At 70.5% G+C, this 25,559-nt stretch carries 27 protein-coding genes and 1 tRNA gene; 18 read left to right on the top strand and 10 right to left on the bottom strand.

All coding sequences use genetic code 11. The features are described 5' to 3' along the window. Nucleotides 1-118: 118 nt before the first annotated feature. Nucleotides 119-559 (bottom strand): c-type cytochrome, encoded by a 441-nt coding sequence (locus ASG52_RS13990; protein WP_056244723.1) that lies wholly within the window; start codon nucleotides 557-559, stop codon nucleotides 119-121. Between the two features lie 233 nt (nucleotides 560-792). Here ASG52_RS13990 and ASG52_RS13985 point away from each other — a divergent pair, with 233 nt between their 5' ends. Genes ASG52_RS13985 through mnhG form a run of 6 tightly spaced genes read left to right on the top strand, consistent with a single transcriptional unit; the run spans nucleotide 793 to nucleotide 6,826 of the window. After that, nucleotides 793-3,750, top strand: coding sequence for a monovalent cation/H+ antiporter subunit A (locus ASG52_RS13985; protein ID WP_353612486.1), 2,958 nt, complete (start codon nucleotides 793-795; stop codon nucleotides 3,748-3,750). Beyond that, the gene (locus ASG52_RS13980; RefSeq protein ID WP_056244101.1) at nucleotides 3,750-4,118 is read left to right on the top strand and encodes a Na+/H+ antiporter subunit C; all 369 of its coding nucleotides are present in this window, start codon (nucleotides 3,750-3,752) and stop codon (nucleotides 4,116-4,118) included. The genes ASG52_RS13985 and ASG52_RS13980 overlap by 1 nt, the downstream gene beginning before the upstream one ends. After that, nucleotides 4,115-5,710 carry a monovalent cation/H+ antiporter subunit D gene (locus ASG52_RS13975; RefSeq protein ID WP_056244098.1) on the top strand — a complete coding sequence of 532 codons (1,596 nt, stop codon included), beginning with the start codon at nucleotides 4,115-4,117 and terminating at the stop codon, nucleotides 5,708-5,710. The genes ASG52_RS13980 and ASG52_RS13975 overlap by 4 nt, the downstream gene beginning before the upstream one ends. After that, a complete protein-coding gene (locus ASG52_RS13970; RefSeq protein WP_056244095.1) occupies nucleotides 5,707-6,207 on the top strand; it encodes a Na+/H+ antiporter subunit E in 501 nt (166 codons plus the stop codon). Before ASG52_RS13975 ends, ASG52_RS13970 begins: the two co-directional genes overlap by 4 nt. Next, nucleotides 6,204-6,488, top strand: a complete 285-nt coding sequence (locus tag ASG52_RS13965; RefSeq protein WP_056244093.1) for a K+/H+ antiporter subunit F — start codon at nucleotides 6,204-6,206, stop codon at nucleotides 6,486-6,488. Before ASG52_RS13970 ends, ASG52_RS13965 begins: the two co-directional genes overlap by 4 nt. Continuing rightward, entirely contained in the window at nucleotides 6,485-6,826 is a 342-nt protein-coding gene (mnhG, locus tag ASG52_RS13960) for a monovalent cation/H(+) antiporter subunit G (RefSeq protein ID WP_056244090.1), read from the top strand. Before ASG52_RS13965 ends, mnhG begins: the two co-directional genes overlap by 4 nt. A gap of 256 nt (nucleotides 6,827-7,082) precedes the next feature. Here mnhG and ASG52_RS13955 read toward each other — a convergent pair. Beyond that, nucleotides 7,083-7,158, bottom strand: a tRNA-Ala gene (locus tag ASG52_RS13955). A 122-nt stretch (nucleotides 7,159-7,280) separates the two neighbouring features. Between ASG52_RS13955 and ASG52_RS13950 the strand changes: the two genes are divergently transcribed. Next, a complete protein-coding gene (locus ASG52_RS13950; protein ID WP_056244088.1) occupies nucleotides 7,281-7,571 on the top strand; it encodes a YggT family protein in 291 nt (96 codons plus the stop codon). Nucleotides 7,572-7,765: 194 nt separating this feature from the next. After that, complete coding sequence (locus ASG52_RS13945) at nucleotides 7,766-8,812, top strand: MaoC family dehydratase (protein ID WP_056244086.1); 1,047 nt, start codon at nucleotides 7,766-7,768, stop codon at nucleotides 8,810-8,812. 34 nt (nucleotides 8,813-8,846) lie between these two features. Here the strand turns inward: ASG52_RS13945 and ASG52_RS13940 are convergent, their stop codons facing one another. The 4 genes from ASG52_RS13940 to thiE all read right to left on the bottom strand — a co-directional run bounded on the left by ASG52_RS13940 (nucleotide 8,847) and on the right by thiE (nucleotide 11,479). Beyond that, nucleotides 8,847-9,476, bottom strand: a complete 630-nt coding sequence (locus tag ASG52_RS13940; protein ID WP_056244083.1) for a helix-turn-helix domain-containing protein — start codon at nucleotides 9,474-9,476, stop codon at nucleotides 8,847-8,849. A gap of 135 nt (nucleotides 9,477-9,611) precedes the next feature. Further along, nucleotides 9,612-9,812, bottom strand: coding sequence for a hypothetical protein (locus ASG52_RS13935; protein WP_056244079.1), 201 nt, complete (start codon nucleotides 9,810-9,812; stop codon nucleotides 9,612-9,614). Nucleotides 9,813-9,830: 18 nt separating this feature from the next. Further along, on the bottom strand, nucleotides 9,831-10,637 hold the full coding sequence (gene thiD / locus ASG52_RS13930; RefSeq protein ID WP_056244076.1) for a bifunctional hydroxymethylpyrimidine kinase/phosphomethylpyrimidine kinase: 807 nt from the start codon (nucleotides 10,635-10,637) through the stop codon (nucleotides 9,831-9,833). A 110-nt stretch (nucleotides 10,638-10,747) separates the two neighbouring features. Beyond that, nucleotides 10,748-11,479: a thiamine phosphate synthase gene (gene thiE / locus ASG52_RS13925; RefSeq protein WP_056244072.1), complete on the bottom strand. Its 732-nt coding sequence runs from the start codon at nucleotides 11,477-11,479 to the stop codon at nucleotides 10,748-10,750. A 248-nt stretch (nucleotides 11,480-11,727) separates the two neighbouring features. Here thiE and ASG52_RS13920 point away from each other — a divergent pair, with 248 nt between their 5' ends. After that, nucleotides 11,728-12,723, top strand: a complete 996-nt coding sequence (locus ASG52_RS13920) for a lysylphosphatidylglycerol synthase domain-containing protein (RefSeq protein ID WP_162250005.1) — start codon at nucleotides 11,728-11,730, stop codon at nucleotides 12,721-12,723. Between the two features lie 190 nt (nucleotides 12,724-12,913). On the opposite strand, the gene ASG52_RS13915 is transcribed toward ASG52_RS13920, so the two are convergent. After that, a complete protein-coding gene (locus tag ASG52_RS13915) occupies nucleotides 12,914-14,029 on the bottom strand; it encodes a hypothetical protein (RefSeq protein ID WP_286159047.1) in 1,116 nt (371 codons plus the stop codon). Between the two features lie 535 nt (nucleotides 14,030-14,564). Beyond that, a complete protein-coding gene (cobF, locus tag ASG52_RS13910) occupies nucleotides 14,565-15,320 on the bottom strand; it encodes a precorrin-6A synthase (deacetylating) (RefSeq protein WP_056244061.1) in 756 nt (251 codons plus the stop codon). 493 nt (nucleotides 15,321-15,813) lie between these two features. Between cobF and ASG52_RS13905 the strand changes: the two genes are divergently transcribed. From ASG52_RS13905 to ASG52_RS13885, 5 genes are all read left to right on the top strand, one after another. After that, a complete protein-coding gene (locus ASG52_RS13905) occupies nucleotides 15,814-17,073 on the top strand; it encodes a nucleotide disphospho-sugar-binding domain-containing protein (RefSeq protein ID WP_056244058.1) in 1,260 nt (419 codons plus the stop codon). A gap of 67 nt (nucleotides 17,074-17,140) precedes the next feature. Further along, nucleotides 17,141-18,454 carry a glycosyltransferase gene (locus ASG52_RS13900; protein WP_286159046.1) on the top strand — a complete coding sequence of 438 codons (1,314 nt, stop codon included), beginning with the start codon at nucleotides 17,141-17,143 and terminating at the stop codon, nucleotides 18,452-18,454. Further along, nucleotides 18,451-19,395, top strand: a complete 945-nt coding sequence (locus ASG52_RS13895) for a class I SAM-dependent methyltransferase (RefSeq protein WP_056244055.1) — start codon at nucleotides 18,451-18,453, stop codon at nucleotides 19,393-19,395. Before ASG52_RS13900 ends, ASG52_RS13895 begins: the two co-directional genes overlap by 4 nt. Nucleotides 19,396-19,457: 62 nt before the next feature. Continuing rightward, complete coding sequence (locus tag ASG52_RS13890) at nucleotides 19,458-19,781, top strand: hypothetical protein (RefSeq protein ID WP_056244052.1); 324 nt, start codon at nucleotides 19,458-19,460, stop codon at nucleotides 19,779-19,781. A gap of 68 nt (nucleotides 19,782-19,849) precedes the next feature. Then, entirely contained in the window at nucleotides 19,850-20,377 is a 528-nt protein-coding gene (locus ASG52_RS13885) for a Uma2 family endonuclease (protein ID WP_286159045.1), read from the top strand. On the opposite strand, the gene ASG52_RS13880 is transcribed toward ASG52_RS13885, so the two are convergent. Continuing rightward, nucleotides 20,374-21,417, bottom strand: coding sequence for a threonine aldolase family protein (locus ASG52_RS13880; RefSeq protein ID WP_056244048.1), 1,044 nt, complete (start codon nucleotides 21,415-21,417; stop codon nucleotides 20,374-20,376). The two genes, ASG52_RS13885 and ASG52_RS13880, sit on opposite strands and share 4 nt — an antisense overlap. 234 nt (nucleotides 21,418-21,651) lie before the next feature. Here ASG52_RS13880 and ASG52_RS13875 point away from each other — a divergent pair, with 234 nt between their 5' ends. Then, nucleotides 21,652-22,329, top strand: a complete 678-nt coding sequence (locus ASG52_RS13875; RefSeq protein WP_056244038.1) for a GntR family transcriptional regulator — start codon at nucleotides 21,652-21,654, stop codon at nucleotides 22,327-22,329. 62 nt (nucleotides 22,330-22,391) lie between these two features. On the opposite strand, the gene ASG52_RS13870 is transcribed toward ASG52_RS13875, so the two are convergent. After that, nucleotides 22,392-22,664, bottom strand: a complete 273-nt coding sequence (locus ASG52_RS13870) for a hypothetical protein (protein WP_056244035.1) — start codon at nucleotides 22,662-22,664, stop codon at nucleotides 22,392-22,394. A gap of 217 nt (nucleotides 22,665-22,881) precedes the next feature. Here ASG52_RS13870 and secG point away from each other — a divergent pair, with 217 nt between their 5' ends. The 3 genes from secG (at nucleotide 22,882) to ASG52_RS13855 (ending at nucleotide 25,556) form a co-directional block, all read left to right on the top strand. Continuing rightward, nucleotides 22,882-23,346 (top strand): preprotein translocase subunit SecG, encoded by a 465-nt coding sequence (gene secG, locus ASG52_RS13865; protein ID WP_056244032.1) that lies wholly within the window; start codon nucleotides 22,882-22,884, stop codon nucleotides 23,344-23,346. A 169-nt stretch (nucleotides 23,347-23,515) separates the two neighbouring features. After that, entirely contained in the window at nucleotides 23,516-25,144 is a 1,629-nt protein-coding gene (pyrG, locus tag ASG52_RS13860; protein WP_056244030.1) for a CTP synthase, read from the top strand. Nucleotides 25,145-25,157: 13 nt separating this feature from the next. After that, nucleotides 25,158-25,556, top strand: coding sequence for a DUF350 domain-containing protein (locus ASG52_RS13855; RefSeq protein ID WP_056244027.1), 399 nt, complete (start codon nucleotides 25,158-25,160; stop codon nucleotides 25,554-25,556). The last annotated feature ends 3 nt before the right edge of the window (nucleotides 25,557-25,559 follow it).

The following is a 25,559-nucleotide window of genomic DNA, read 5'->3' as shown; positions in this document are numbered from 1 at the left end:
AAAAGCATAGAGCATCATTGATCGACAATCCGCGTCGATACGGCACAATGATTACGGAAGTGCATCGCAATTTACAGGGACTATGCAATTATTGGGCTGCCGCCCTCCCATCGACCGACTACATTTGTAGGAAGGCGATGAGGTCTGCCCGGTCGAGCGGATCGGGCATGCCCGAAAACGTCATGCTGGTGCCGGGTACCATAACGGTGGGGGCGCCGAGCCAGACGTCCATCCGCTCCGGCGTCCACGTGCCGCCGACGGAGCGCAAGGCGGTGGTGTAGCCGAAGCGGCGGCTGTTACCCGCAATGGGTCGGCCCATCACCCCGAACAGGCCCGGCCCGTTCCGGTCGCCCGCGCCCCGCTCGATCGTGTGGCAGGCCGCGCACCGGCCGAACAGGCGCCCGCCCCGGTCCGCATCCGCCACCCGCATGAGGTCGGCAAAGCCCGGCGCATCGCCCAAGGCCCGGCGGCGCTCGGCGGCGTCGTCCGAACACCCGGCGACGAGGACAGCGAGGGCCGGCAGCAGCAGGCGGAGCGGGTGCGGCGTGCGGTGGATCATGGCCCCGTCCGTCATAGCGCCGCCGCGCCGTGAGCGCATGACCTACGGTGTCGCTGCGCACGCGGGATGCGGTTCGCCGCGCGATTCGTTCTGCTAGAAGCGCCCTGTCCTCGACGAAATGCCCGCAAAACCACCGATCCCGGCGGCGAGCGGGCTTTTCGCGGGGCGTTGCGACCCCGATGGATGACGGTACACCCGCGAGGGTGACAACCCGGACCCGCGAGCCTCGTTCTTTGCCCTCAGCCTCGACGCCTCAGCTGCTCGTCGCGCTCGCCGCGATCCTGCCCTTCCTCGGTAGCCTCGTCGCGGTCTGCCTGCCGGGCTCGGCCCGCAACGCCGCCGCCGCGCTTGCAGGCGGCGTGATGCTGGTGAGCCTCGCCTGCATCGCCAGCCTCTACCCGTTCATCGGCGACGCCCCCGTCACCGTCGGGGTGGATTGGCTGCCGACGCTCGGCGTGCGCCTGATCCTGCGGCTCGATGGGCTGGCTTGGCTGTTCGCGATGCTGGTGCTCGGCATCGGCGCGCTGGTGGTGCTCTACGCCCGCTACTACATGGCTGCCGCCGATCCGGTGCCGCGGCTGTTCTGCTACTTCCTCGCGTTCGTCGGCGCGATGCTCGGCATCGTGCTGTCGGGCAACCTGATCCAGCTCGTCGTCTTCTGGGAGCTGACCTCGGTCGTCTCCTTCCTGCTGATCGGCTACTGGTCGGACAACGCCTCGGCCCGCGACGGCGCCCGCATGGCGCTCACCGTCACCGCCGCGGGGGGCCTGTGCCTCCTCGTCGGCATGATCCTGATCGGCCGGATGGTCGGCAGCTACGATCTCGACACCGTGCTGACCTCCGGCGACGCCATCCGCAACAGCCCGCTCTACCTGCCCGCCCTGATCCTCGTGCTCGCCGGCGCGCTCACCAAGTCGGCGCAGTTCCCGTTCCACATCTGGCTGCCCCGCGCCATGGCCGCGCCGACGCCGATCAGCGCCTACCTCCACTCGGCCACCATGGTGAAGGCCGGCATCTTCCTGATGATCCGGCTCTGGCCGGTGCTCGCCGGCACCGAGGCCTGGTACTGGATCGTCGGCGGGCTGGGCATGGCGACGATGCTGGTCGGCGCGTGGTCGGCGATCTTCCAGCACGACCTGAAGGGCCTGCTCGCCTACTCCACCATCAGCCATCTCGGGCTGATCACGCTGCTGCTCGGGCTCGATTCACCGCTGGCCGTCGTCGCCGCGATCTTCCACGTCGTGAACCACGCGACGTTCAAGGCCTCGCTGTTCATGGCCGCGGGCATCATCGACCACGAGACCGGGACGCGGGACATGCGCCGGCTCTCGGGCCTGTGGCGGGCGATGCCCTACACCGCCACGCTCGCCATGGTGGCCGCCGCCGCGATGGCCGGCGTGCCGCTGCTCAACGGCTTCCTGTCGAAGGAGATGTTCCTTTCCGAGGCCGTCGACAACGCGGGCGACCACCCGCTCCACCTCGCGCTCCCGGTGCTGGCGACGGTGGCATCCGCGTTCACCATGCTCTACTCGCTGCGCTTCATCTGCCAGACCTTCTTCGGGCCGCCCCCGCACGACCTGCCGCACTCGCCCCACGAGCCGGTGCGCTGGATGCGGATTCCGATCGAGGCGCTGGTGCTCACCTGCATCGCCATCGGCCTCGTGCCGAACCTCACCATCGGCCCGGTGCTGGCGGGCGCGGTGCGGGCGGTTCTGGGCGAGCGCACGCCCGATTACAGCCTCGCGATCTGGCACGGATTCAACGCGCCGCTCGCCATGAGCGTCGCGGCGCTGGTCGGCGGCGTGGCGCTCTATTTCGTCTTCGGCCAACGCATCAACACGAACCCCCGCGGCGGCCCCTGGCTGATGGACCGGCTCGACGGCGGCTGGCTGTTCGAGAAGACGATGACCGGCCTCGTGCGCGGCGCCCGCTGGCTGGAAGGCCAGCTCGGCACCGAGCGGCTGCAGCCGCAGTTGCGCATCCTGTTCCTCACCGCGCTCACCGTGTCGCTCGCCGCGGGCGCCGCCCGCGGGCTCGACCTGACGGCGCCGGGCACGATCACGCCGTTCGATCCGGCCTTCGCCCTGATGTGGCTGGTGGGCGCGGCCTGCGCCATCGGCGCGGCGGAGCGGGCGAAGTACCACCGGCTCTCGGCGGCGATTTTCGTCGGCGGCGCGGGCCTCGTCAGCAGCCTGACGTTCCTGTGGCTCTCCGCCCCCGACCTCGCGGTGACGCAGATCCTCGTCGAGATCGTCACCACCGTGATGCTGCTGCTGGGCCTGCGCTGGCTGCCCAAGCGCGACGCGGCGATCCCGGTCCCGGCCTCCGAGGAGGCGCGGGGCAGGCGCCGCCGCCTGATCGATCTCTGCATCGCCGGCCTCGTCGGCTTCGGTCTCGCCGGGCTCGCCTACGCGGTGATGACGCGGCCCGCGGTCGACGGCATCAGCCGTTGGTTCGTCGAGGAGGCCTATCCCCAGGCGGGCGGGCGCAACGTCGTCAACGTGCTGCTGGTCGACTTCCGCGCTTTCGACACGCTGGGCGAGATCTGCGTGCTCGGCGTCGTCGGCCTCACAGTGTTCGCCCTGCTGCGCCGCTTCCGCCCCGCCCCCGACAGCCTGGAGCGCCCGGCGCAACAGGTGCGCCACGACGCCTACGACCACGCCCGCGAGGGCCGCGAGCCCGGCCACACCACCGCCGACGCGCTGCTGGTGCCGCGCGTGGTGACGACGTGGCTCTTTCCCTTCATCGTCCTCCTGGCGCTGCACCTGTTCCTGCGCGGCCACGATCTGCCCGGCGGCGGCTTTGCCGCCGGCATCGCCATGACCGTGGCGTTCATGCTGCAATACATGGCCAACGGCGCCGAATGGGTGGAGGAGCGCCTGCGCATCCAGCCGATCTCGTGGATCGGCGCCGGCATGCTGATCGCCGCGCTCGCGGGGGCCGGCTCCTGGCTGTTCGGGCGCCCCTACCTCACCGCCTTCTTCACCTACTGGAAGCCGCCCGTGCTCGGTAAGGTGCCGGTGGCGAGCGCGCTGGTGTTCGATCTCGGCATCATGGTCCTCGTCGTCGGCGCCAGCGCCCTGATGCTGGTGGCGCTGGCCCACCAGTCTCTGCGCCGCACCCGCGCCGCGGAAGCCGAGGCCGAAGCGCGAGCGGACGCCGAGCAGACCGCCGCGAAGGAGCCCGCCTGATGGAGTTCGTCCTGTCGGGCGGGATCGGCGTGTTCGCCGCCTCCGGCGTGTGGCTGATGCTGCGCCCGCGCACCTTCCAGGTCGTGCTCGGCCTCTCGCTGCTGAGCTACGCCGTCAACCTGTTCATCTTCGCCATGGGCCGCCTCACCGTCGGCGCGCCGCCAGTGCTCGGGGCCGTGCCGGAGATCGTCTCCGTCGATGATCCGGTGCCGCAAGCGCTGGTGCTCACCGCCCTCGTCATCGGCTTCGCGCTCACCGCCCTGTTCCTCGTGGTGCTCCTGGCCGCCCGCGGCGTCACCGGCAGCGACCACGTGGATGGCCGCGAGCCGCATCGCGCCGAGCCGCATCCGGGGAACCCGCATCCATGACCGGCCCCGTCGCCATCACACAGGCGAGTGCGTGGTCCGACCACCTCGTCGTCCTGCCGGTCGTCCTGCCGATCGCGGTCGCGGGCGCCCTGTTCCTGATGGACGAGCGCCGCCGCGAGTTGAAGGCTGCCCTCAGCCTCGTCACGATGCTGGCGCTCCTTGGCATCGCCCTCGTCCTCGTCGGCCGCGCGAGTGGGACGGCGGAGGTCTACCGCCTCGGCAACTGGGCCGCGCCCTACGGCATCGTCCTGGTGGCCGACCGGCTCTCGGCGATGATGCTGGTGCTCGCCGCCATCCTCGGATTGTGCGCCCTCGTCTTTTCCTTCGCCCGCTGGGGCCGGGCCGGCCCACGCTTCCACGGCCTGTTCCTCCTGCTGGTGATGGGCGTGAACGGCGCCTTTCTCACCGGCGACCTGTTCAACCTGTTCGTGTTCTTCGAGGTGATGCTGGCGGCCTCCTACGGCCTCGTCCTGCACGGCTCGGGCGAGATCCGCATCCGCGCCGGGCTCGGCTACATCGCGGTCAACCTTGTCGCCTCACTGTTCTTCCTCGTCGGCGTCAGCCTGATCTACGGCACCACCGGCACCCTCAACATGGCCGATCTCGCCCGGCGCCTCGCCGCACCTAGCTTGAGTGAACTCGGCCTGTTCGAGGTCGGCTGCGCGGTGCTTGGGCTAGCCTTCCTGATCAAGTGCAGCGCCTGGCCGCTCGGCTTCTGGCTGCCGACGACCTACGCGGCGGCGAGCGCCCCGGCGGCGGCGATCCTCGCCATCCTCAGCAAGGTCGGCGTCTACGTCGTGGTGCGCCTGAGCCTGCTCCTGTTCGGCGAGGGCCTGTCCGCGGGCTTCGGGCAGACCTTTCTGCTTGCCGCCGGGCTCGCCACCATCGCCTTCGGCACGATCGGCATCCTGGCCGCGCGCGAACTGACGCGGGCGGCGGGCTACGCCGTGATGATCTCGTCCGGCACGGTGCTGGCGGCGCTGGGCACCGGCAGCGAGCGGGCGCTGTCGGGCGCGCTCTACTACCTCGTCGGCTCGACGCTGGCGGCGGGCGCCCTGTTCCTCCTGGCGGAAATCCTGCAGCGCGGTCGCGACCCGGCAGAGGCCGGAAAACCCGTCTTCGCCGACGAGTACCGCGACCCGTTCGACGATCCCGAGGCGACCGAGGTCGGCCGCGCGATCCCGTCCGCGGTCGCGATCCTCGGTGTCGGCTTCCTCGTCGCCACGCTGATGCTGGCCGGCGTGCCGCCGCTCGCCGGCTTCGTCGGCAAGCTCGCGATCTTTTCCGGGCTGACGAGTGGGGCGATGACGGCCTCGGCCTGGGCGCTGATCGCGGCGCTGACGCTGTCGAGCTTCGGCACGCTGATGCCGCTGGTACGGCTCGGCATCTTCAGCCTGTGGGTGCCGAGCGACGATCCCGCTCCGGTCCTGCGCGCGCCGGAACTTTTGGGGATTGCCGGCCTGCTCCTGACCTGCATGGCCCTCGCACTGTGGGGCGGCTCGGTCCTCGCTTACGTCGACGCCACGGTGACGTGGCTTGCACAGCCGCAGGACTACGTCCGGGCGGTTTTGGGCGAAGGAGGGGACCGGTGAGCCGCGTTTTGCCCCACCCTCTGCTGTCGCTGGCGCTGGCGCTCACGTGGCTGCTGCTCAACGCCCCGCCGACGCCCGGCAACGTGCTCCTGGCGGTCGTCGTCGGCCTCACGGTCCCGGCGGTGATGCGGGCGCTCGAACCCCGCCCCGTGCGGCTGCGCGCGCCCTCAGCAATCGCCCGGCTGCTCGGCGTCTTCGTCTACGACATGGTCCGCTCGAACATCGACGTGGCCCAAGTCATCCTCAATCCCCGCTCCGGCGAGCGCCGCACCGGCTTCATCACCGTGCCGCTGGAACTGCGCGAGCCCGCCGGCCTCACGGTGCTGGCGGTGATCCTCACGGCGACCCCCGGCACGCTCTGGGTGCAGTACGATTCCGACACCGGCTGCCTGCTGCTGCACGTCCTCGACTTCACCGAGGACAGCGACTGGGAAGCCCGGATCAAGGACCGCTACGAGCGTCCCCTTCTGGCGATCTTCGAGAGGACACCGGCATGACGAGCGTGACGATCCTCGACTGGGGCCTCGGCCTCGCCCAGGGCATGCTGGTGCTGGCGATGGCGCTCGCCGCGTGGCGGATGCTGCGCGGCCCCCGCGCCCAGGACCGCATCCTCGGCCTCGACACGTTCTATCTCAACGGCATGCTGGCCATCGTGGTCCACGGCATGCGCACCGGCAGCGGCCTGTATTTCGAGGCGGCGCTGATCATCGGCATGATCGGCTTCACCGCAACGGTCGCGCTGGCCAAGTTCCTGATGCAGGGCGAGGTGATCCAGTGAACGGCGCCGAACTCCCCATCTGGGCCGCTTGCCTCGTGGTGCTGCTGACCGTCACCGGCGCAGGCTTCGCGCTCGTCGGCGCGCTCGGCCTGATCCGCTTGAAGACCTTCTACGAGCGCGTCCACGCCCCGTCGCTCGGCGCGACGCTCGGAATGGCCCTGATCCTGTGCGGCTCGATGCTGCTGCTCTCGCTGATCGAGGACCGCCTCGTCCTGCGCGACGCGCTGATCGGCCTGTTCTTCACCGTGACGACCCCGGTGACCCTCCTGTTGCTCGCCCGCACCGCCGCCCACCGCGACCGCTTCGATGGCAATCCCGAGGCGCCGCCGGAGATTTGAGGGATCGCACGGTCTCGTCGACGATACGCCCACGGCATCATCTCTCGCCCCTCGGTCGCGGATCGACGCAACGAGGACTCGCGGGATGTCCGGGAAGGCATCCAGGGCTCTGCCCTGTACCCGCGAAAGGACGCGTCCTTTCACACCCGGACTACAGGTATCGGCCCGGCTCGAACTGTTGATCTGGACGATTTCGGACTGGGGCGACGAGCCGCTAAGTCCTTGCCACCTATGGCCTCTCGCTGGGAGAGAAACCTGGTGGAGCTGAGGGGAATCGAACCCCTGACCTCCGCAGTGCGATTGCGGCGCTCTCCCATCTGAGCTACAGCCCCGTCCCGAGGCGGGTGCCTTTTAGGCTTGTCCGCTTCGCCCTGTCAATTCCGGAAATGACCCGCGAGCCCCACGCATCCCGCGCCGGGTCGGAACGCGGGCGGCGAGGACCGGTACAGCCCGCATGAACGCCCTTCTCTGGCTCATCAACACCGTCATCCAGCTCTACATCTACATCCTCATCGCGAGTGCCGTGCTGAGCTGGCTCGTGGCGTTCAACGTCGTGAACGTGCGCAACCCGATCGTCTCGCAGATCGGCGAATTCCTCTACCGGGTCACCGAGCCGGTGCTGCGGCCGATCCGCAACCTCCTGCCCAACCTCGGCGGCGTCGACATCTCGCCGATCATCCTGATCCTGCTGCTGCTGTTCGCGCAGAAGCTCATCACCGACATCTACATCGCCATGGTGGTCTGACCGCCCGCTGGAGAATCGGCCCGAGCGTGGCATTGCGCTGCGCCCGGACCCGTTGCTAGAGCGTCAGTCCGCAGGATGGTCGCCGGCCTCGAAAAACCGAGGCACCACAAGGGCCTGGGCCTCGGTTCTGGATACCGTATTCAGAAGCGGGGCGTCGGGCGGCAGACCACGGACGCAAGGGCAGGAACGCGAGAATGAAGACCAATCCGGGCCGCTTCTTCGAGGATTTCCGCCTCGGCGAGACCATCCGCCACGCCACGCCCCGCACCGTCACCTCCGGCGACGTCGCGCTCTACACCGCCCTCTACGGGCCGCGCTTCGCCGTGCAGTCGTCCGACGCCTTCGCCAAGGCGCTCGGCTATCCGGCGAGCCCGCTCGACGACCTGCTCACCTTCCACGTCGTGTTCGGCAAGACGGTGCCCGACGTCTCGCTCAACGCGCTGGCCAACCTCGGCTACGCCGAGGGCGGCTTCCACCGGCCGGTCTATCCGGGCGAGACGCTCTCCACCGTCTCCGAGGTGATCGGCCTGAAGGAAAGCTCCAACCGCCAGACCGGCGTGGTCTACGTGCGCTCAACCGGGTCCGATTCCTCGGGCCGGACCGTTCTGAGCTATTGCCGCTGGGTGCTCGTGCGCAAGCGCGATCCCGACGCGAAGATCGCCGAGGAGCACGTGCCGACGCTGGCCAAGGTGGTCGATCCGGCCGACCTCGCCAAGGCGCTGCCACCGCTCGACGCATCGGCCTACGACACGGCGCTCGCCGGCAGCCCGCATCTCTTCGGAGATTACGCGGTGGGTGAAAAAATCGACCACGTCGACGGCATGACCGTCGAGGAGGCCGAGCACCAGATCGCCACCCGCCTATTCCAGAACACCGCAAAAGTCCATTTCGACGCCGTCGCGACGAAGGAGACCAAGTTCGGCAAACGGCTGATCTACGGCGGCCACGTCATCTCGCTCGCCCGCGCGCTCAGCTTCAACGGGCTGGCCAACGCTTTTGCCATCGGCGGCATCAATGCCGGCCGCCACGTCGCCCCGCTGTTTGCCGGCGACACGGTCTATGCGTGGTCCGAGGTGCTGGAAGCCGCCGAACTCCCCGGCCGCACCGACATCGGCGCGCTGCGCCTGCGCACCATCGCGGCCAAGAACCAGCCCTGCGGCAACCATCCGGGCCGCCAGGGCGACGGCTACGACCCGTCGGTGATCCTCGATCTCGACTACTGGGCCTTCATCCCGCGCTGAGGCGCGCAGGCGCGGCGCTCCCCAGCGCCGTGCCTCACTCCATCACCGCGGCCTTCATGATGACCACCATGGTGGCCCGGCCCGGACCCTCGCTCACGCAGCGGACGCTGTGGGGCCGGTCGCAGCGGTAGCGCAGGGTCTCGCCCGGCCCGGCCCGTTGGACCTCGCCCGCGACCTCGACGGCGAACGTCCCTTCCGTCACCGAGAGCGACTCGACCGAGCCGCGCTGATGCGCGTCGGAATCGAGCACGCCGCCGGCATCGGCGGTCACGTCGTACCATTGCAGCCACTCGACCGTCTTGATCCAGCCGATGATGGCGAGCCGCACCTTGCCGTCCTCGGAGACGAGGCGCGGGGTGTCGGCGCGGGAGAAGCGCTCGATGAACGGCTCCTCGTCGGACGTCGCGAGCACCCGCTCGATCGACACGTCGAGCGCCTGACTCAGGCGCCAGATGGTCGCGAGCGTCGGATTGGTCTCGTTGCGCTCGATCTGGGAGATGATCGACTTCGCCACGCCGGATTGCTCGGCGAGTTCGGAGAGCGAGAGGTTGTAGGCCTTGCGCAGGCGCTGGATCGTCTTGCCGAGCTGGCCCGACAGCACCTGCGCGCCGCTCACCAGATCCTTCGGCCGTCCGCGCTCGAGGCTTGCCGTGATGTCCTGCATCCTGCCGATCCGCCGATGCGCGGCCTGCCGGGGCGGAAAGCCGATCCGGCGCGGGGCCCGCGCGTCACATCGTGGAGATCGTTCCGTTATCCGAACGGGCGTTTGGTTTGTCAAACGCAATCGGCCGTGGCGCGCTCACCCCTTGGACCCGGAGGGCTTGGCCAACTCCGGCCGCAGGATCATCCGGCCCTCGTAGCCGTCATAGCCGCCGCGATAGGTGAATCGGTTGAGCGCGAGGCGGTTGCGCATCTCGGTCGAGGCCTCGCCGTTCCGCGGGCGGGCCGCGCCGTTGGGGCAGCGGCGGTGCTGTCCATCCCTCGTCGGCGGTGTCACCATCCTCAAGCTCCGTTTTCGTCACTTCCACAGGGCGTGGAAGTGATGCAGCGGCCCGTGGCCGTGGCCGACCTTCATGCCGTCGGCGGTGCGGATCGCCTCGGTGACGTAGGTTTTGGCGTTCCCCACCGCCTCGGCAAGCCCTTGACCCTTGGCGAGGCCGGCCGCGACCGCCGCCGACAGGGTGCAGCCGGTGCCGTGGTTGTTGCGGGTCTCGATCCGCGGGGCGGCGAAGCGGCGCAAGGTCCCGTCGCGACCCAAGAGATGATCGACGCTCTCGCGACCCTCGCCGTGGCCGCCCTTGATCAGCACCGCCCGCGCGCCCCGCTCCAGCAGGCGCCGGGCCTGCCCCACGGCCTCGTTCTCGTGTCCGGCCTCCGCCTCGCCGAGCAGCGTCGCGGCCTCCGGCAGGTTCGGGGTGACGACGGTGGCGAACGGCATCAGTTCGGCCCGCAGGGTCTCGACGGCGTCTTCCGAGATGAGCCGGTCGCCCGAGGCCGCCACCATCACCGGATCGAGCACCACGGGGATGTTTTGGGCGTGCTTGCGGAGGCTCTCGGCCACGGCGCGGATCGCCTCCGGGCTCGGCAGCATGCCGATCTTCACCGCGCCGACCTTGAGATCGGAAAATACCGAATCGATCTGCGCGGCGATGAAGTCGGGCGGCACCGGGTGGACGCCCTGCACGCCGGTCGTGTTCTGCGCGGTCAGCGCGGTGATCACGCTGGCGCCGAAGACGCGCAGAGCCGCGAAGCTCTTGAGATCGGCCTGGATGCCGGCGCCCCCGCTCGAATCCGATCCGGCGATGGTCAAGGCGATGACGGTCATCCGATGGGCCTCCCTGTTCGTTGCGACGGCGTTCGTTGTGCCCCTTCACATCGGGCCCGACGCCGATCCGGCCAGGGGCTGTCCCGCACGCGGGCCGCCGCGCGACGGCCTCATCCCGCCCGCCCGGCCAAGGCCTCGTCGATCCGCGCCCGCAGATCCCGCGCTCGCCCTTCGGTGTCGCCGCCCTTGAACAGGGCACCGATCAGCGCCACGCCGTCGGCGCCCGCGCGGATCACCGAGGCCGCGTTGCCCGCGTCGATCCCGGCGATGGCGCCGAGCGGCAGACCCTGGCCGCGGGCGAGGCGGGCGCGGAAGACGATGCGCTGCAGACCGTCGAGGCCGACCGGCGGGTCGGGGTTGTCCTTGCTGGTCGTGGCGAAGACGCCGCCGATGCAGGCGTAGTCGATCGGCAGGCGATACAGCTCGTCGGCTTGGGGCGCGGTCTTCACCGTCAGCCCGATGATCGCCTTCGGCCCGAGCAGCCGCCGCGCTTCCTCCGGGTGGAGGTCGGTCTGGCCGAGATGCACCCCCTCGGCGCCCGCGGCGAGGGCGAGGTCGATGCGGTCGTTGATCAGCAGCGGCACGCGGCCCGCCACCGCGGCGCGGATCGCCCGGATGCGCGCGAGCGCGGCGCGGGCATCCGCGATGTCCTTCTCGCGATACTGGAGCAGGGTCGCCCCGCCCGCGACCGAGGCCGCGGCGAGATCGGCCAGCACCGCGCCGTCGCCGCCGAGCACGCCGACATCGAGCAGGCCGTAGAGGCGCAGATCGACCGCGACCGGGGCGGCCGGCCGCGCGAGTCCGAGCCCCGTGCCGGCACCGCTTGCGATTCCAAGGCTCATTCGTCGTGTCCCGCTCTCTTCCCCTAAGGGTCTAGAGCCGGGCCCGCCCGCGGCGCAATCGGTGGTGCGGTCCTGCGGGCTCCCGCGGCGGCAAAGGCTGTGACTTTTCTGCCCGAGCCTCACGCGCCGCGCGCGTCGGGTTCGAACGGCCAGCCCGGCACAAGGCGCGTGCGGCACGTCATGGGCGACACGGGATCGCCATGGTTGCACGGCTCTCTCGCACCGTGAGGACGACCGGGGGGCGTTCGATGATCCGACGTGGGGCGATGCTGGCCCTGGCGCTCGCCGCGGGGCTCGGCCTCGGGGTCGCGCTGATCCGTTGGGCCGGGGCTGAGGCGGTCGGCGAGGCGCTGGTCCGGCTCGGCTGGCCCGGTTTTTTCGCAGTTTGCCTGCTTCAGGCCGTCGTCGTCGCGACGCGCGCTGCGGCCCTGCGGGTCCAGTTCGGGCAAGCCGCCTTCACCGCCTGCCTCGGCGCACGGCTGGTGCGCGAGGGGGCGCAGAACGTGCTCTGGATGGTACCGGGCCTCGGCGTCGTCGCCGGAATCCGTGCCCTGACCCTGATGCCGGGTATGCGTGCCGGCCCGGTGCGAGCGGCGGCCTGCACCTTCATCGACATGCTGGTGGAGAGCACCACCTTGATGCTGTGCGCGCTGCTCAGCCTGCTCCTCGTCCTCGGCGTGGTCGAAAGCGGCCAGGGCGGGCTCTGGCTCGCGGCCTTCGCGGCGGCCGCGCTGCCTCTGGTGGCGCTCGCCGGGCTCGGCCGCCACGCGGGCGCCCGGCGCCTCGTCGGCAAGCTGGTGCGCAAGGGCGCGCGCGCCTTCGGCCAGGGCATCGGCCGCGACCTCACCGATGCCACCGCCGCACTCACCGCCGACCGGAGGCGGATGCTCCGCGCGGGCGCGATCCATCTCGGCGGCTGGGTGCTCGGCGCCGGGCAGATCTGGCTCGCGGCCCGCACCATGGGGGTCGAACTGTCGCTGCCCGCAGCGCTGGCCCTCAACAGCCTCGTGGTGGCCGTCACCGGCCTGCTGTTCGTGGTGCCCTGGGGCGCGGGCGTGCAGGAGGGCTCGTTTGTCCTCGTCGGCGGCCTGTTCGGCGTCGATCCGGCGACCGCCCTCGTCCTGTCGCTGGTTCAACGGGCGCGCGACCTTGCGCTCGGGGTGCCGGGCGTGGGCGTTTGGGCGGTGCTGGAGATGCGGCGGCGGAATCGGGCGGCGGACGAGGCGCAAGTGGTGGCTTCGTAAGGCCAGCTCAGAAACAATTCGACCGCTTCGTCCTACCCCACCCCCTCATCCTGAGGTGCCCGCCTCGGCGGGCCTCGAAGGAGGGCTCCCCTGCATCGCGCGCTTCCTGGAGCCCTCCTTCGAGGCTCCGCTTGGCTGCGCACCTCAGGATGAGGGGGGAGGGTTGGGGGCATCGCAGGATGTGACACTCTCACTCCGCCTGCGCGGTCACATGCGCCAGCACCGACTCGGGGAAGAGCAGCGGATGCAATGCCCCGGCGGCGTCATCCGGCGGGAGGGCGAGCGCCGCGGTGAGGGCGCGGCGCAGGCCGCCGCAGTCCCGGGTGGCGAGCGGGGCCGGCTCGGGTGCCTCCGGGGCCGCCTCGGTGAAGACGGCGTGGCGCAGGGCCGCGCGGGCGAGCGCGAGGTCTGGCTCGCCGAGACCGCTGCGGGTCAGCACGGCGCCGAGCCCTTCGCCGGCGGCGGCGCAGGCGTCGTCGCGCTCCGGCCCGACCCGGTCGAGCGCCCGCAGGGTCAGGCGGCCGAGGGCGACGACGACGGCGGGCTCCGCCGACCGCAGCGCGCCCGCGACGGCGCGGGCCGCCATGCGCCGGATGCCGTCGACCGCTTCGCCTTCCGAGCGCCCTCGCGCGTACCCGTCGAGATACCACATGGTAATGGCCTCGATCACGGCCGGCGCCTTCGCCTCCAGGCTCGCGAGCACCGGCACGTCGCGCAGGATCACGGTGCGGGCGTGCTCCGCGTCGGGGCCGTCGTCCAGCGTCGAATCGGGGAAGCGGTAGGCATCGACCACACCGGTGGCGACGCGAGCCGCGACGAGCCGGGCGGCGTCGGGGATCATCAGTTCGTCCGGCCGCACCTTCAGGGCGGCATCGACGAAGGCTGGCTCCAACCCGGCGGCGAGGTAGGCGGCGCGCTCGGGCGCGCTGTCGGCCTCGATCTCGATCCCGAACGGGCCCGATTCGTAGGGCGCGTGGAAGCCGAGCCGGGCGCCCGCCAGGACCAGACGCTCGCGCCCGCGCACGAAGGCAAGGGTGCAGGCGGAGACGCAGTAATCCGGTACGTAGGTGACGAGGCCGCGCCGGGCGACCAGCGCGCCGATGGCCGCGCCCTCCTCCACGAGCCCGCCCTCGCTGGTGAGGTGGATGCGCTCGACCCGCGGGCTGGCGTCGAGGAGCCGGGCGAGGCGCTCGGCCACGCCGTCGGTGAGTTCGCCGGCCAAGCGCACGTCACGGCCGTCCGGCCCGAGGGCGATGCGCATAGGCGGCGATTCGGCCTGGGCGACCAGCGTTTCGGAGACATGCACCGACGGCGCGATCCCGTCGCGGTCGACCGAGCCCCACACCGGCCCGTGATTGCCGAGAAAGGCGAAAAGCCCGGCTGCCACAGCGCAGGCGAGACCGGTGGAACGGCCCCACCGGACACGCCTCGAGCCGCGCGAAAAGAGCCGCGAGCCAGCCGCCATCGTCGCCCCCACAAGGTCCGGATCGTTGTCCGATCCGGCCAGTGTCCCTTGTGGATCGGGCGAAGCAAGGCCCCTGCCACGGTCGAATCGCGGCCGGGGTCAGGCCGTATCGCGACGGCCACAGGCAGCAGGAGGAAATACCTGCTGCGGTGCGGTGAAGGCGGTGATGCTTCTCGGGGCGGACACTATGTCGCGGGTGGGTGGACCTTCCCACCCGCGCTCTCGTCCTGAGGTGCCCGCGGCAGTGGGCCTCGAAGGAGGGCTCCAGCCAGCCGCGCGATCTCTGGAGTCCATTTTAGAGGCTTCGCTTCGCTCCCCACCTCAGGACGAGGGGATTTGGTGGGACGAGCCGTTGGTGCGGACGGCAGCGAAGCCTCTACGCCTCCGGCGGCACCAACAAATAAATGTCCATGATCCAGCCGTGGCGTTCCCGCGCTTCGGTCCGCACCCGGCGGATGTCGTCCGCCACGGTGCCGAGCCGGCCGCTCACGAGAATCTCGTCCGGCGTGCCGAGATAGGCGCCCCAGTAGATCGTCAGCGCCGGATCGAGCCCGTCGAAGCGCGGGTCGCCGTCGAGCATCACCACCGTCGCGCCGTCCACCGGGCCGGCTTCGCGCAGGCGCCGGCCGGTGGTGATCCGCACGGGCTCGCCGATGCGGTGGAGCGGGATGCGGTGGCTGGCGGCGAGCGCCTGCACGCTCGTGATGCCGGGCACGACCGAGACGGCGAAATCGATGCGGCCGCGGGCGCGCACGCGATCGAGGATGCGCAGCGTCGAATCGTAGAGGGCCGGGTCGCCCCAGACCAGAAAGGCGCCCTGCTCGTCCGCGCCGAGATGCGTCGCGATCAGCTCTTCGTAGAGGGTGGCGCGGGCGGCGTGCCAGTCGTCCACCGCGAGGCCGTAATCGGCGGGGCGGCGGTCGCGCTCGGGGTCGGGCGCCTCGACGAAGCGGCAGCCGGGCCGCTCGCGATAGCGCTCGCAGATCGTCCGGCGCACGGCGTTGAGGCCGGACTTGGCCTCGCCCTTGTCGAGGGCGAAGACGACGTCGGTCGCGTTGAGCGCCCGGATGCCCTGGAGCGTCAGGTGCTCGGGATTGCCCGTGCCGATGCCGATGAGATGAATGGTTCGCAACGTCCGCGTCCTGCGCGGGGACGTCTCGTCCCCGAAACGGCTCCCCGAAATGGGAGCGATGGAAGCGGCTTCTTAAACGTTTGGGATCAGAAAGGGAGGGTCGGCGGAAATTAGCCGACCAGGGCGGTCAGGCAGACGCCGAACAGGGTGACGAAGGACATCGTCGCCATGAACTTGATGTCTTCGATACGCTGGCTCATCGCTTGATCTCCATCTGCTGGCCCGCTGGCCGCCACATCCGTTAAGTAACTCCTAATCTGTTTCGGTGGGATGCCGCGGTGCGTTTCGTCACCATGACTCACGCAATCCCGGGCCTTCGCCGACGAAACATCCTTAACGGTTTATGAACAGCCGCAAGACTTGCCCCAAGCCGCTTCGGGACTGCTGAACGCGCGATCCCGGCCGGTGGTTTCAGCTTGACCGTTGCGGACCCTTGCATCTCGGGCAACCGCCGCGCAGGAAGGCGGCCGCCCCGATTCGCGCGGAAGAGGTCATGGCGCAGATCGCCTTCGTCGCGCCGCCCTTCCTCGGCCATCTCAACCCGATGCTGGCGCTGGCCGCGGAGCTGGAGCGGCGCGGCCACCGCGCCACCTTCCTGCACATGACGGACGCCGCCCGCCTCGTGGAACCGCGCGGCTTCGCATTTCGCCCGCTCGGGGCGAAGAGCCATCCGCCGGGGTTTCTGACCGAGATGACTCGCGGGCTCGGGCGGATCAACGGGCCGTTCGGGGTGCGCCGCACGGTAGGGCGCGTCGCCGGCATCACCGAGATGCTGTGCCGCGAGCTGCCCGCGGCACTCCGGGAGATCGGCGCCGACATGGTCGTCTGCGATCAGGTCGAGGCGGCGGGTGGGCTCGTCGCGATGCATCTCGGCCTGCCGTACGTCTCGCTGGCGAGTGCCCTGCCGATCAATTGGGAGGCGGCGGTGCCGCCGATCTTCACGCCCTGGCGCCCCAACGCGGCACCGTGGGCGGTGACGCGCAACCGCGTCGGCTATCGCGCCAGCGCGTACCTGATGCGCCCGATCGGATCGGTTGTGATCGCGTACGCCGATCGGTGGAATCTCGGGGCCCGCCGCCGGGTCGATCACGCCCTATCGGGTTTCCTGCAGATTTCGCAGACGGTCGCGGGGCTGGAATTCCCGCGCCAAAAGCTGCCGCCGACCTTTCACTATGTCGGGCCGATCCGCGGCCCCTCGCCCCCCGGCCCCGCCCTCCCCCGCGACGGGCGCCCGCTCGCCTACGCCTCGCTCGGCTCGCTCCAGGGCGGGCGCTATTCCGTCTTTCGCCGCTTCGCCGAGGCCGCTGAGCGGGCCGGCATGCAACTCGTCCTCACCCATGCGGGCGGGCTGACCGAGGCGCAGGTCGCCCGCCTGCCGGGCAAGCCGCTCACCTACGATTTCCTGCCCCAGGGGCCGGTTCTGCGGGAGGCGTCGGTCGCGATCCTGCATGGCGGGCTCAACACCGTGCTCGATGCCTGTGCTGCGGGCGTGCCGCTCGTCGTCGTGCCGATCGCCTTCGAGCAGGGTGCCATCGCGGTGCGGGTGGAACACGCCGGTGCCGGGATCGGCCTGCCGCGCTGGCGGCTCTCCGCGGGCGCGCTCACGGCAGCGGTCACCCGCGTGCGCGACGAGCCCGCGTTTCGCGCCGCTTCCAGCCGCCTGCGTGAGGAAATCGCCCGCGCCGGGGGCGTCGCCCGGGCCGCCGACCTCACCGAGATGCTGCTGCGCACCGGCCAGCCTGTCTTCTCCTGAGCCTCAGCCTTTCGCCGCCGGGGCCGGGCGGTTACAGCAACCCGCGGAGCAAGCAGGATTTTCCAACGTGTGTGACCGAGCCAACGAGGCGGGGCGTCGACCGCGTACCGTCCTCGTCACCTTCGGCACGCGCGGCGACGTGATGCCGTTCTGCGTGCTGGGCCGGGCGCTGGCCGAGCGCGGCCACGCGGTCCGCCTCGTCACCACCAGCGATTACCATAAGAGCGTGCGTGGCTTCGGTCTGGAGCCGGTCGAGACCGGCGAGGGCTTCGAGGCGATCCTGAAGGACCCGCGCTTCGAGCCGCTGTTCCGCAACTACTTCTCCGCCGGCCTCTCGACCCTGCCGCTCATCGGGCATCTGCGCCGCGCGCTCCAGGACCGGCTGACCGCGCTGATCGAGACGAGTCTGGCCGAGATGCGCGGGGCCGACATCGTCGTGTTCAACCCCTTCGCCTTCTTCGCTGGGCCGCTGGCGCAGGAGCTCGGGATTCCGGCGGTCCGGGTGATGTGCCAGCCGCTTCTGCCGACCCGGACCATGTCGGCCTCGCTGTTCGGCGGGGCCGACCGCGGTCGGATCGAGAATTGGCTGAGCTACGAATCCTTCCGGCTGCTGTCGCTGTTCGGGCGCCGCTCGTTCGCGGAAGTTCGCCGCCGCCACGGCATCGGCCGGGGCTTGCGGGCGCTCGCCAACCCGCTGACGAAAGACATCGCCGGCCTGCACCACGTCGCGGCCTGGAGCCCGGCGCTCAGCTCTGACCCCGGCGACTGGCCGGTGCCGGCGCTCGTGACCGGGGCGTGGCAGGCGCAGCCCGATCCCCAGGCCCGGCTCGGCGCACATATCGAGGTGTTTCTCGGCGCCGGCCCGCCGCCGGTCTATGTCGGCTTCGGCTCGATGTTCTGGGGGGCCAAGCGCAACACCGAGGTCGTTTTGCGCGCCCTCGAACTCTGGGGCGGCCGGGCGATCCTCCAGACCGGGCCGGGGGGCTTGCAACCGCCCGCCAACCTGCCGCCGAACCTCGCCCATACCCGCCACGCCGACCATGCCCTGCTGTTCCCCCGCGTCGCCGCCGTGGTCCATCACGGCGGGGCCGGCACCACCGCGGCGGCTCTGCGTGCCGGGCGCCCGAGCGTGATCCTGCCGCTGCTCGGCGATCAGCTTTTCTGGGGCCGGCGCGTCGCGGCGCTCGGCGCGGCCGAGGAGCCGGTGCCTTTGCGCCAGGTCGGCCCGGAGGAACTCGCCGCCCGGATCGCCCGCGCGGCGTCCGACACCGGCATGGCGCAGGCCGCGGCGGAGGTCGGCCGGCGCCTCGCCGACGAGCCCGGCGTGACGATCGCCGCCGAACGGATCGACGGTCTCGCCCGCCAGAGGATGCGCCGATGAGCGAGCCCGCCCACCCCCTCTGCCCCGTCACCGGCGCGCCGGCCGTGCGACGGGTGCAGACGGTCGATGCCCGGTTGCTGGCGGCGCTATGGCGCATTGTCCACCGCACCGATCCGCGCCCGAGCTTTCGCGGCGCCGCCCGCTTCGGCCTGTGGGAATCGCCGACCGGCCTCTACTTCTTCGATCCGATGCGGGCCGGCGATGCGGGCTTCTATGCCGGCTTCTACCGCAGCCGCTTCATGCGCGGGTACCTTCGCGACTCTGGGCGTGCCGAGTTCGGGCTCGCCGCGGAGCGCCTCGCGCCCGGCGCGCGTGTGCTCGATGTCGGCTGCGGCTTCGGCACCTTCCGCCACCGGGTGCCGCAGGCCGACTACACCGGGCTGGATCCGCATTTCTCGGGCGATCTCGCGGAAAATCCATGGGCGCGGGCGCAGACCTTGGCCGAGCATCTCACGGAGCGGTCGGGCGTCTACGACGCAGCCTGCGCGTTTCAGGTGATGGAGCATGTCGAGGACCCCCTCAGTCTGATGCGCGAGATGGCCGCCGCGCTCCGCCCCGGCGGCCTGGCCTTCGTCGGCGTGCCGCATGTGCCCTCGGCCCAGAGCCGCATCCCGAACTGGCTCACCAACGCCGTGCCCCACCACCTGACATGGTGGACGGACGGCGCGCTGCGGGCGCTGGCCGAGCGGGCCGGGCTGGCGGAGGTGGAGGTGCTGGTCTCACCCTGGTCCAGCAGTGACGTGTTCGTGCACTGGCTCGCCCGGCTCTCGCCCGTGAAGGCCATACGCCGCCATTACCGCCACGCCGCGGCCTGGCACCTTGCGCCGCTCGCCGCCGCCCTCCCGGCCTATCTCGCGAGCCGCCTCATGCCCCTGCCGAAGCCCGGCAGCGACGAGGGCGTCTCGCTGCTGCTGGTCGCGCGCAAGCCCCCCCTTCCTTGACGGGAGGCCGGAGGCTCGTGGAGAAGCCGCGCAGAACGCGGGTGGACCCGAGGAACACGGACATGACGATCCGGATAGGCATGGTGCTCGGCCTGGCCGGCGTTTTGGCCGGCCCGGCGCTCGCCGCTCCCTGCACGCCGCCCGCCCCTCCCCCGGCGGAGGCGCGGCCGACGAGCCCGAAGCGCCCGGAAAAACCCGCCTGCCTCGATGCCAAGGGCGGCTGCCCCGGCTGGGAAGCCTACAGCTTCAACGATGCCGTGAAGGCCTACAACGCCCAGGTCCAGACCTACCGGCCGCTGGCCGAAGCCTACCTGCAAAAGCTGAACGCCTACGTGAAGGCCGCGAGCGACTACGCGCAATGCGAGGCGAAGGCGTTGCAGCCGTAATCGATCGCCTTCGCGCCGGGCAGGCGTCGTGCTAGCCTGATCGTATGAGCGTCCTGGCCGAGCCCGGCATGACCGTCGATGCGTTCCTGGCCTGGGCCGAGGGGCAACCGGGCCGTCACGAACTCATCGACGGCGAAGTCGTGGCGATGTCGCCCGAACGTGTCGGGCATGCCCGCGTGAAGTTCCGGGTTCAAACCGCACTCAGCCGGGCTATCGCGGACGCTGGCCTCCCTTGCGAGATGCTGCCCGACGGCATGACGGTTCGGGTCGATGCCCGTACTGCCTTCGAGCCGGATGCGCTCGTACGGTGCGGCGAGCCCCCATCCGACAATGCTGTAGAAGTAGAAACCCCCGTTGTTGTCGTGGAAGTGCTTTCGCCCAGCACTGTGAGTGTCGACTTGTCTGCCAAGCTCGATGGCTACTTCCGTCTCCCTAGCGTGGCCCATTACCTCGTCGTCGATCCGAGACGGCGCACGGTCATCCACCACCGCCGCGGCGAGGGCGACTTGATCGAGACCCGCATCGCATCGTCCGGCGAATTGCGCCTCGATCCGCCCGGCCTGACGCTTCCGGTCCTCGCCTTCTTCGACGCTTAGCGCCGCGCCGCGAAGGCCAGCGCCTTTTCCCGCATCACCTCGGCCGCCCGCGCGATGCCGGCTGCATCGACATCGAGATGGGTGGTGGCGCGGATGTGGTGGGTGCCGAGCGCGCGTATCCGCACGCCCTCTTCCAGGCAGGCGGCGGCGAACGCCGCCCCCGTGATGCCGAGGCCTTGAACCGAGAAGTAGAGGATGTTCGACTGCCCCGCCGTGGCGTCGAATTCGAGGCCCGGCAGGTCGGCGACCGCGCGGTGAAGTTCCGCGGCGTGGGCGTTGTCGCGGGCGAGCTGCTCGATGTGGTGATCCAGCGCGTACAGCCCGGCCGCGGCGAGCACCCCCGACTGGCGCATCGCGCCCCCGAGCCGGTACTTCCACTGCCACGCGGCCTCGACGAACGCGGAAGAGCCGCACAGGACCGCGCCGACCGGGCAGCCGAGCCCCTTGCTGAGATCGATCCAGGCGCTGTCGAACCCTTGCGCGTAATCGGCCGCCGAAATGCCGGTGGCGGCGACGGCGTTGAGCAGGCGGGCGCCGTCGATATGCGCCACCAGCCCGCGGGCCTGCGCCACGTCGCGGATGCGGCGCATCTCGGCCAGTTCCCACACCGTGCCGCCGGAAAAGCTCGTGGTCTGCTCGATCGAGACCAGCGCCGAGCGCGGCGCGGTGCGCTGCGGCGGGCGGATCGCCGCCGCGACTCCATCCGCCGTGAACAGCCCGACTCGCGTCGGCAGCGGGCGCACCGACACGCCGCCGAGCGCCGCCGCGCCCGCGGCCTCGGTGTTGTAGATGTGGGACTGATCATCGACGATGATTTCGTCGCCGCGCCGCGTGTGCACGAGGATCGAGGCGAGGTTGCACAGCGTGCCGGACGGCATGAATACCCCGGCCTCCATCCCGAGCAGGGCCGCCACCCGCTCGCACAGGGCGTTGGTGGTGGGATCGGAGCCGGATTGCTCGTCGCCGACCTCGGCCCTGGCCATGGCCTCGCGCATGCCGGGCGTCGGCCGGGTCTGGGTGTCGCTGAACAGGTCGATCATCGCGGTTTCGTGTCTCGCCGCCGGGAGCCGGCTGGTCGGGCACGATATTGCATGAAAAATACAAACCGTGCCAAGCTCGGTCCGGGCGTTAGCCGGGAGCGCATCCGGCGACGATGGACAAGGTTTTCAACCGGCTCGCGAAGTCGGGATGCCGGTCCCGCCTCGACATCGGACGAGCCTCTCCCTAGACATCGAATCACGAAGTCTCGCATTCAAGAATGATTTGACTGCTCGATGAATAGAATTGAGCCCAGTATCGGGATCAGCCGGCGCTACCTCCACGACGAGGTGGCCGACCGCATGCGCGAACTCATCAACGACGGCGAGTTGGAGCCACGGGCTCGGGTCAACGAGAGCGAGTTGACCGAACGCTTCGGCATCTCGCGCACGCCGCTGCGCGAGGCGATCAAGATTCTGGCGACGGAGGGATTGCTGGAACTGCTGCCGAATCGCGGTGCGCGGGTCGCCAGCATTTCGCAGACCGAGCTGGAGGAAATGATCGAGATCGTCGCCGGCCTGGAGGCCACGGCCTGTGATATCGCCTGCCGGGTCATCAGCGAGGCCGAGATCGAGGCGATCGCGGCCAAGCACGACGCGATGATCGAGGCCTGGAAGGCGCGCGATACGGTGCCGTATTTCCGGCTCAACCGCGAGATCCACGAAGCGATCATGCAGGCGAGCCGCAACACCAAGTTGCGCAGCCTCTATCTCGGACTCACCGGCCGCATCCAGCGCACCCGCTACACCGCCCACCAGACCGACGAGCAATGGGCTCGGGCGGTCGATGAGCACGAGCGGATGATCCGGTATCTGCGCGCCCGCGACGGCAACGCGCTCGCCGCCGTGATGCGCGACCACATCCGCTCGAAGAAGCCGGTGATCGCCGCGATGTACGGCGAGGAGGACGGCTGAGGCAGGGGATCGAAGGAGCGTGACCGTTCTGCGGCTCCGCCTCGCAATGAAGGCGCGGGGCTTCAGGCCGGCGTCTTCGCCACGGCCTCCTTGGTCCGCTCGATCATCGCCAGCACCGCCACGTAAAAGGCCTGATGCAGCGGGCTCATCTGGTCCGGCCGGATCGTGTCCGAGAGCGCCGCCTGTACCCCGTCCATCGCCGCCGCGCGGCCGGCCGGGTCGGGTTTCTCCAAGGCGATGCGCAGGAGATCGGTCTGCACCGCTCCCAGCTCGTCGCGGTCGGCGCGGTCGATGAAGGCGCGCAGGCGCGCGGCGTCGGGGGCGTATTCGCTCATGCCCGTTCCTCGCACGGTCCCGGCGCCCTGGCGAGGGGCGTTGCGCCAGAAAGGCGTGCGCCGCACTTCCCATGCGACCGAGCCCGGTTGGCGCGGCTGGGCAAACGGTGTAGGAGCCCCCACTTCGTGCAGCGGCCCCCGCGAGCGCGCTCTTCCGCGCGATCGTTTGGGACGAAGGCACCGACAGGCCCGCCGACGGGCGGACACCGGAATCACCATGCAGACCCTCCTGATCGTCGTCCACCTCATCATCGTGCTGGCGCTCATCGCCGTGGTGCTGCTGCAGCGCTCGGAAGGCGGCCTGGGGCTCGGCGGCGGCGGCAGTGGCGGCGTCTCGGGCTTCATGACCGGCCGCGGTCAGGCGAACGCGCTCACCCGCGCCACCGCGGTCCTGGCCGCGCTGTTCTTCACCACCAGCATGGCGCTGGCGATCATGGCCCACCGTTCGGCGGCCCCGCGCTCGATCCTCGACGGCGCCGGCCAGACGCAGACCCAGCAGCCCGACAAGCCGGTGAGCGCCGACAACCTGCTCGACACGCTCCGCCAGGGCAGCCAGAACGCGCCGACGAACCAGCCCGCCGCGCCGGCTCCCTCGGCTCCAGTTCCTGCCGCGCCCGCCGCCCCGGCCGAGAGCGCGCCGCCCGCCGCGCCGTCGGCCCCCGAAGCGCCGCAGTCGCGCTGACCTTTAAGATGCCGTCGGCGCCCGTCGGCGGCATCTCGACCCTCACGACACAGAGAATCTCGCACCGGCGCGGGGCCTATGGGCCTGCGCCGCGCCCCGTTCGGCCGGCGGGGTGCGGCGACCGTTGCGGTTTGGCGAATCGCTCGAGCCCCTTTATGGACCGAAGCCCATGACGCGGTACGTCTTCATCACCGGCGGCGTGGTCTCCTCGCTCGGCAAGGGTCTCGCCTCCGCCGCGCTTGCGGCCCTGCTCCAGGCCCGCGGCTACCGGGTGCGGCTGCGCAAGCTCGACCCCTACCTCAACGTCGATCCGGGCACGATGAGCCCGACCCAGCACGGCGAGGTGTTCGTCACCGACGACGGTGCCGAGACCGACCTCGATCTCGGCCATTACGAGCGCTTCACCGGCCTGCCTGCGTCCCGCGCCGACAACGTCACGACGGGGCGCATCTACCTCGACATCATCACCAAGGAGCGGCGCGGCGACTACCTCGGCGCCACCATCCAGGTGATCCCGCACGTCACCAACGCCATCAAGTCCTTCGTGCTCGACAGCGACGGCGAAGACGACTTCGTGCTGGTCGAGATTGGCGGCACGGTCGGCGACATCGAGGGCCTGCCGTTCTTCGAGGCGATCCGGCAGATCGGCCAGGAGCGCCCGCGCGGCAGCGTCTGCTACCTGCACCTGACGCTGCTGCCGTACATCCCGTCGGCGGGCGAGCTGAAGACCAAGCCGACGCAGCACTCCGTCAAGGAGTTGCGCTCCATCGGCATTCAGCCCGACATCCTGCTCTGTCGCTGCGACCGGCCGATCCCCGAGGACGAGCGGCGCAAGCTCGGCTTGTTCTGCAACGTGCGGGAAAGCGCCGTCATCGAGGCGCGCGACGTCGACACGATCTACGCCGTGCCGCTCTCCTACCGTGAGGCCGGCCTCGACCGGGAAATCCTGGCGCATTTCGGCATGGAGCCGCCCCAGGAGCCGAAGCTCGACCGCTGGCAGAAGATTCTGGAGCGTGTGCGCAACCCCGAGGGCGAGGTCACCATCGCCATCGTCGGCAAGTACACGGGGCTGAAGGACGCCTACAAGTCGCTGACGGAAGCGCTCACCCACGGCGGCATCGCCAACAACGTGCGCGTCAACCTCGAATGGATCGAGGCGGAGGTGTTCGAGCGCGAGGACCCCGCGCCGTTCCTCGAAGGCCTCCACGGCATCCTCGTGCCCGGCGGCTTCGGCCAGCGCGGCGCGGAGGGCAAGATCCGCGCGGCCCGCTACGCCCGCGAGCGCCGCATCCCGTATTTCGGCATCTGCTTCGGCATGCAGATGGCGGTGATCGAGGCGGCGCGCTCGCTCGCCGGCATCGCGGACGCCAACTCCACCGAGTTCGGCGAGACGAAGGAGCCGGTGGTCGGCCTCTTGACCGAGTGGATGCGCGGCAACGAACTGGAGCGGCGCGCGGCCGAGGGCAATCTCGGCGGGACGATGCGGCTCGGCGCCTACGGGGCGACGCTGACGGCCGGCACCAAGATCGCCGAAATGTACGGCGACACCGAAATCTCCGAGCGCCACCGCCACCGCTACGAGGTCAACATGGCCTATCGCGAGTGCCTGGAGGCCAAGGGGCTGCGCTTCTCCGGCACCTCGCCGGACGGCCTCCTGCCCGAGACCATCGAGCACGAGGGCCATCCCTGGTTCATCGGCGTGCAGTTCCACCCGGAGCTGAAGTCGCGGCCCTTCGAGCCGCACCCGCTGTTCAAGGGGTTCGTGGCGGCGGCCGTCGAGCAGAGCCGCTTGGTGTAGGACGGATCGGCCCGTGACCACGCTCGCGGGCCTGCCCGCCTTCCTCGCCTACTTCGCCGTCGCGCTGGCGCTGACGGCCCTCTACCTCGCGACCTACCTGACCGCGACGGCGCACCGGGAGATCACCCTGGTGCGCGAGGGCAACCTCGCCGCGGCGCTCGCGCTCGGCGGCAGCCTGCTCGGCTACGCCATCCCGCTCTCGGCGGCGATCCGCTATTCCGGCTCGCTCCTCGACGCAGTGGTCTGGGGCCTCGTCGCGCTCGTGGTGCAGGTCGTGATCTACTGGCTGATGCGCCCGCTCCTGCCGGACCTGTCGCGGCGGATCGACGAGGGCCAGACCGCGCCCGCGGTACTGCTCGGCGCCACCTCGCTCGCGGGCGGCCTCTTGAACGCCGCCTGCATGAGCTATTGAGGC

The sequence above is a fragment of the Methylobacterium sp. Leaf456 genome (genome assembly GCF_001425465.1).
Lineage (GTDB): Bacteria > Pseudomonadota > Alphaproteobacteria > Rhizobiales > Beijerinckiaceae > Methylobacterium.
The sequence above is the reverse complement of the archived record's forward strand: the minus strand, read 5'-3'. Positions and strand labels throughout refer to the sequence as shown.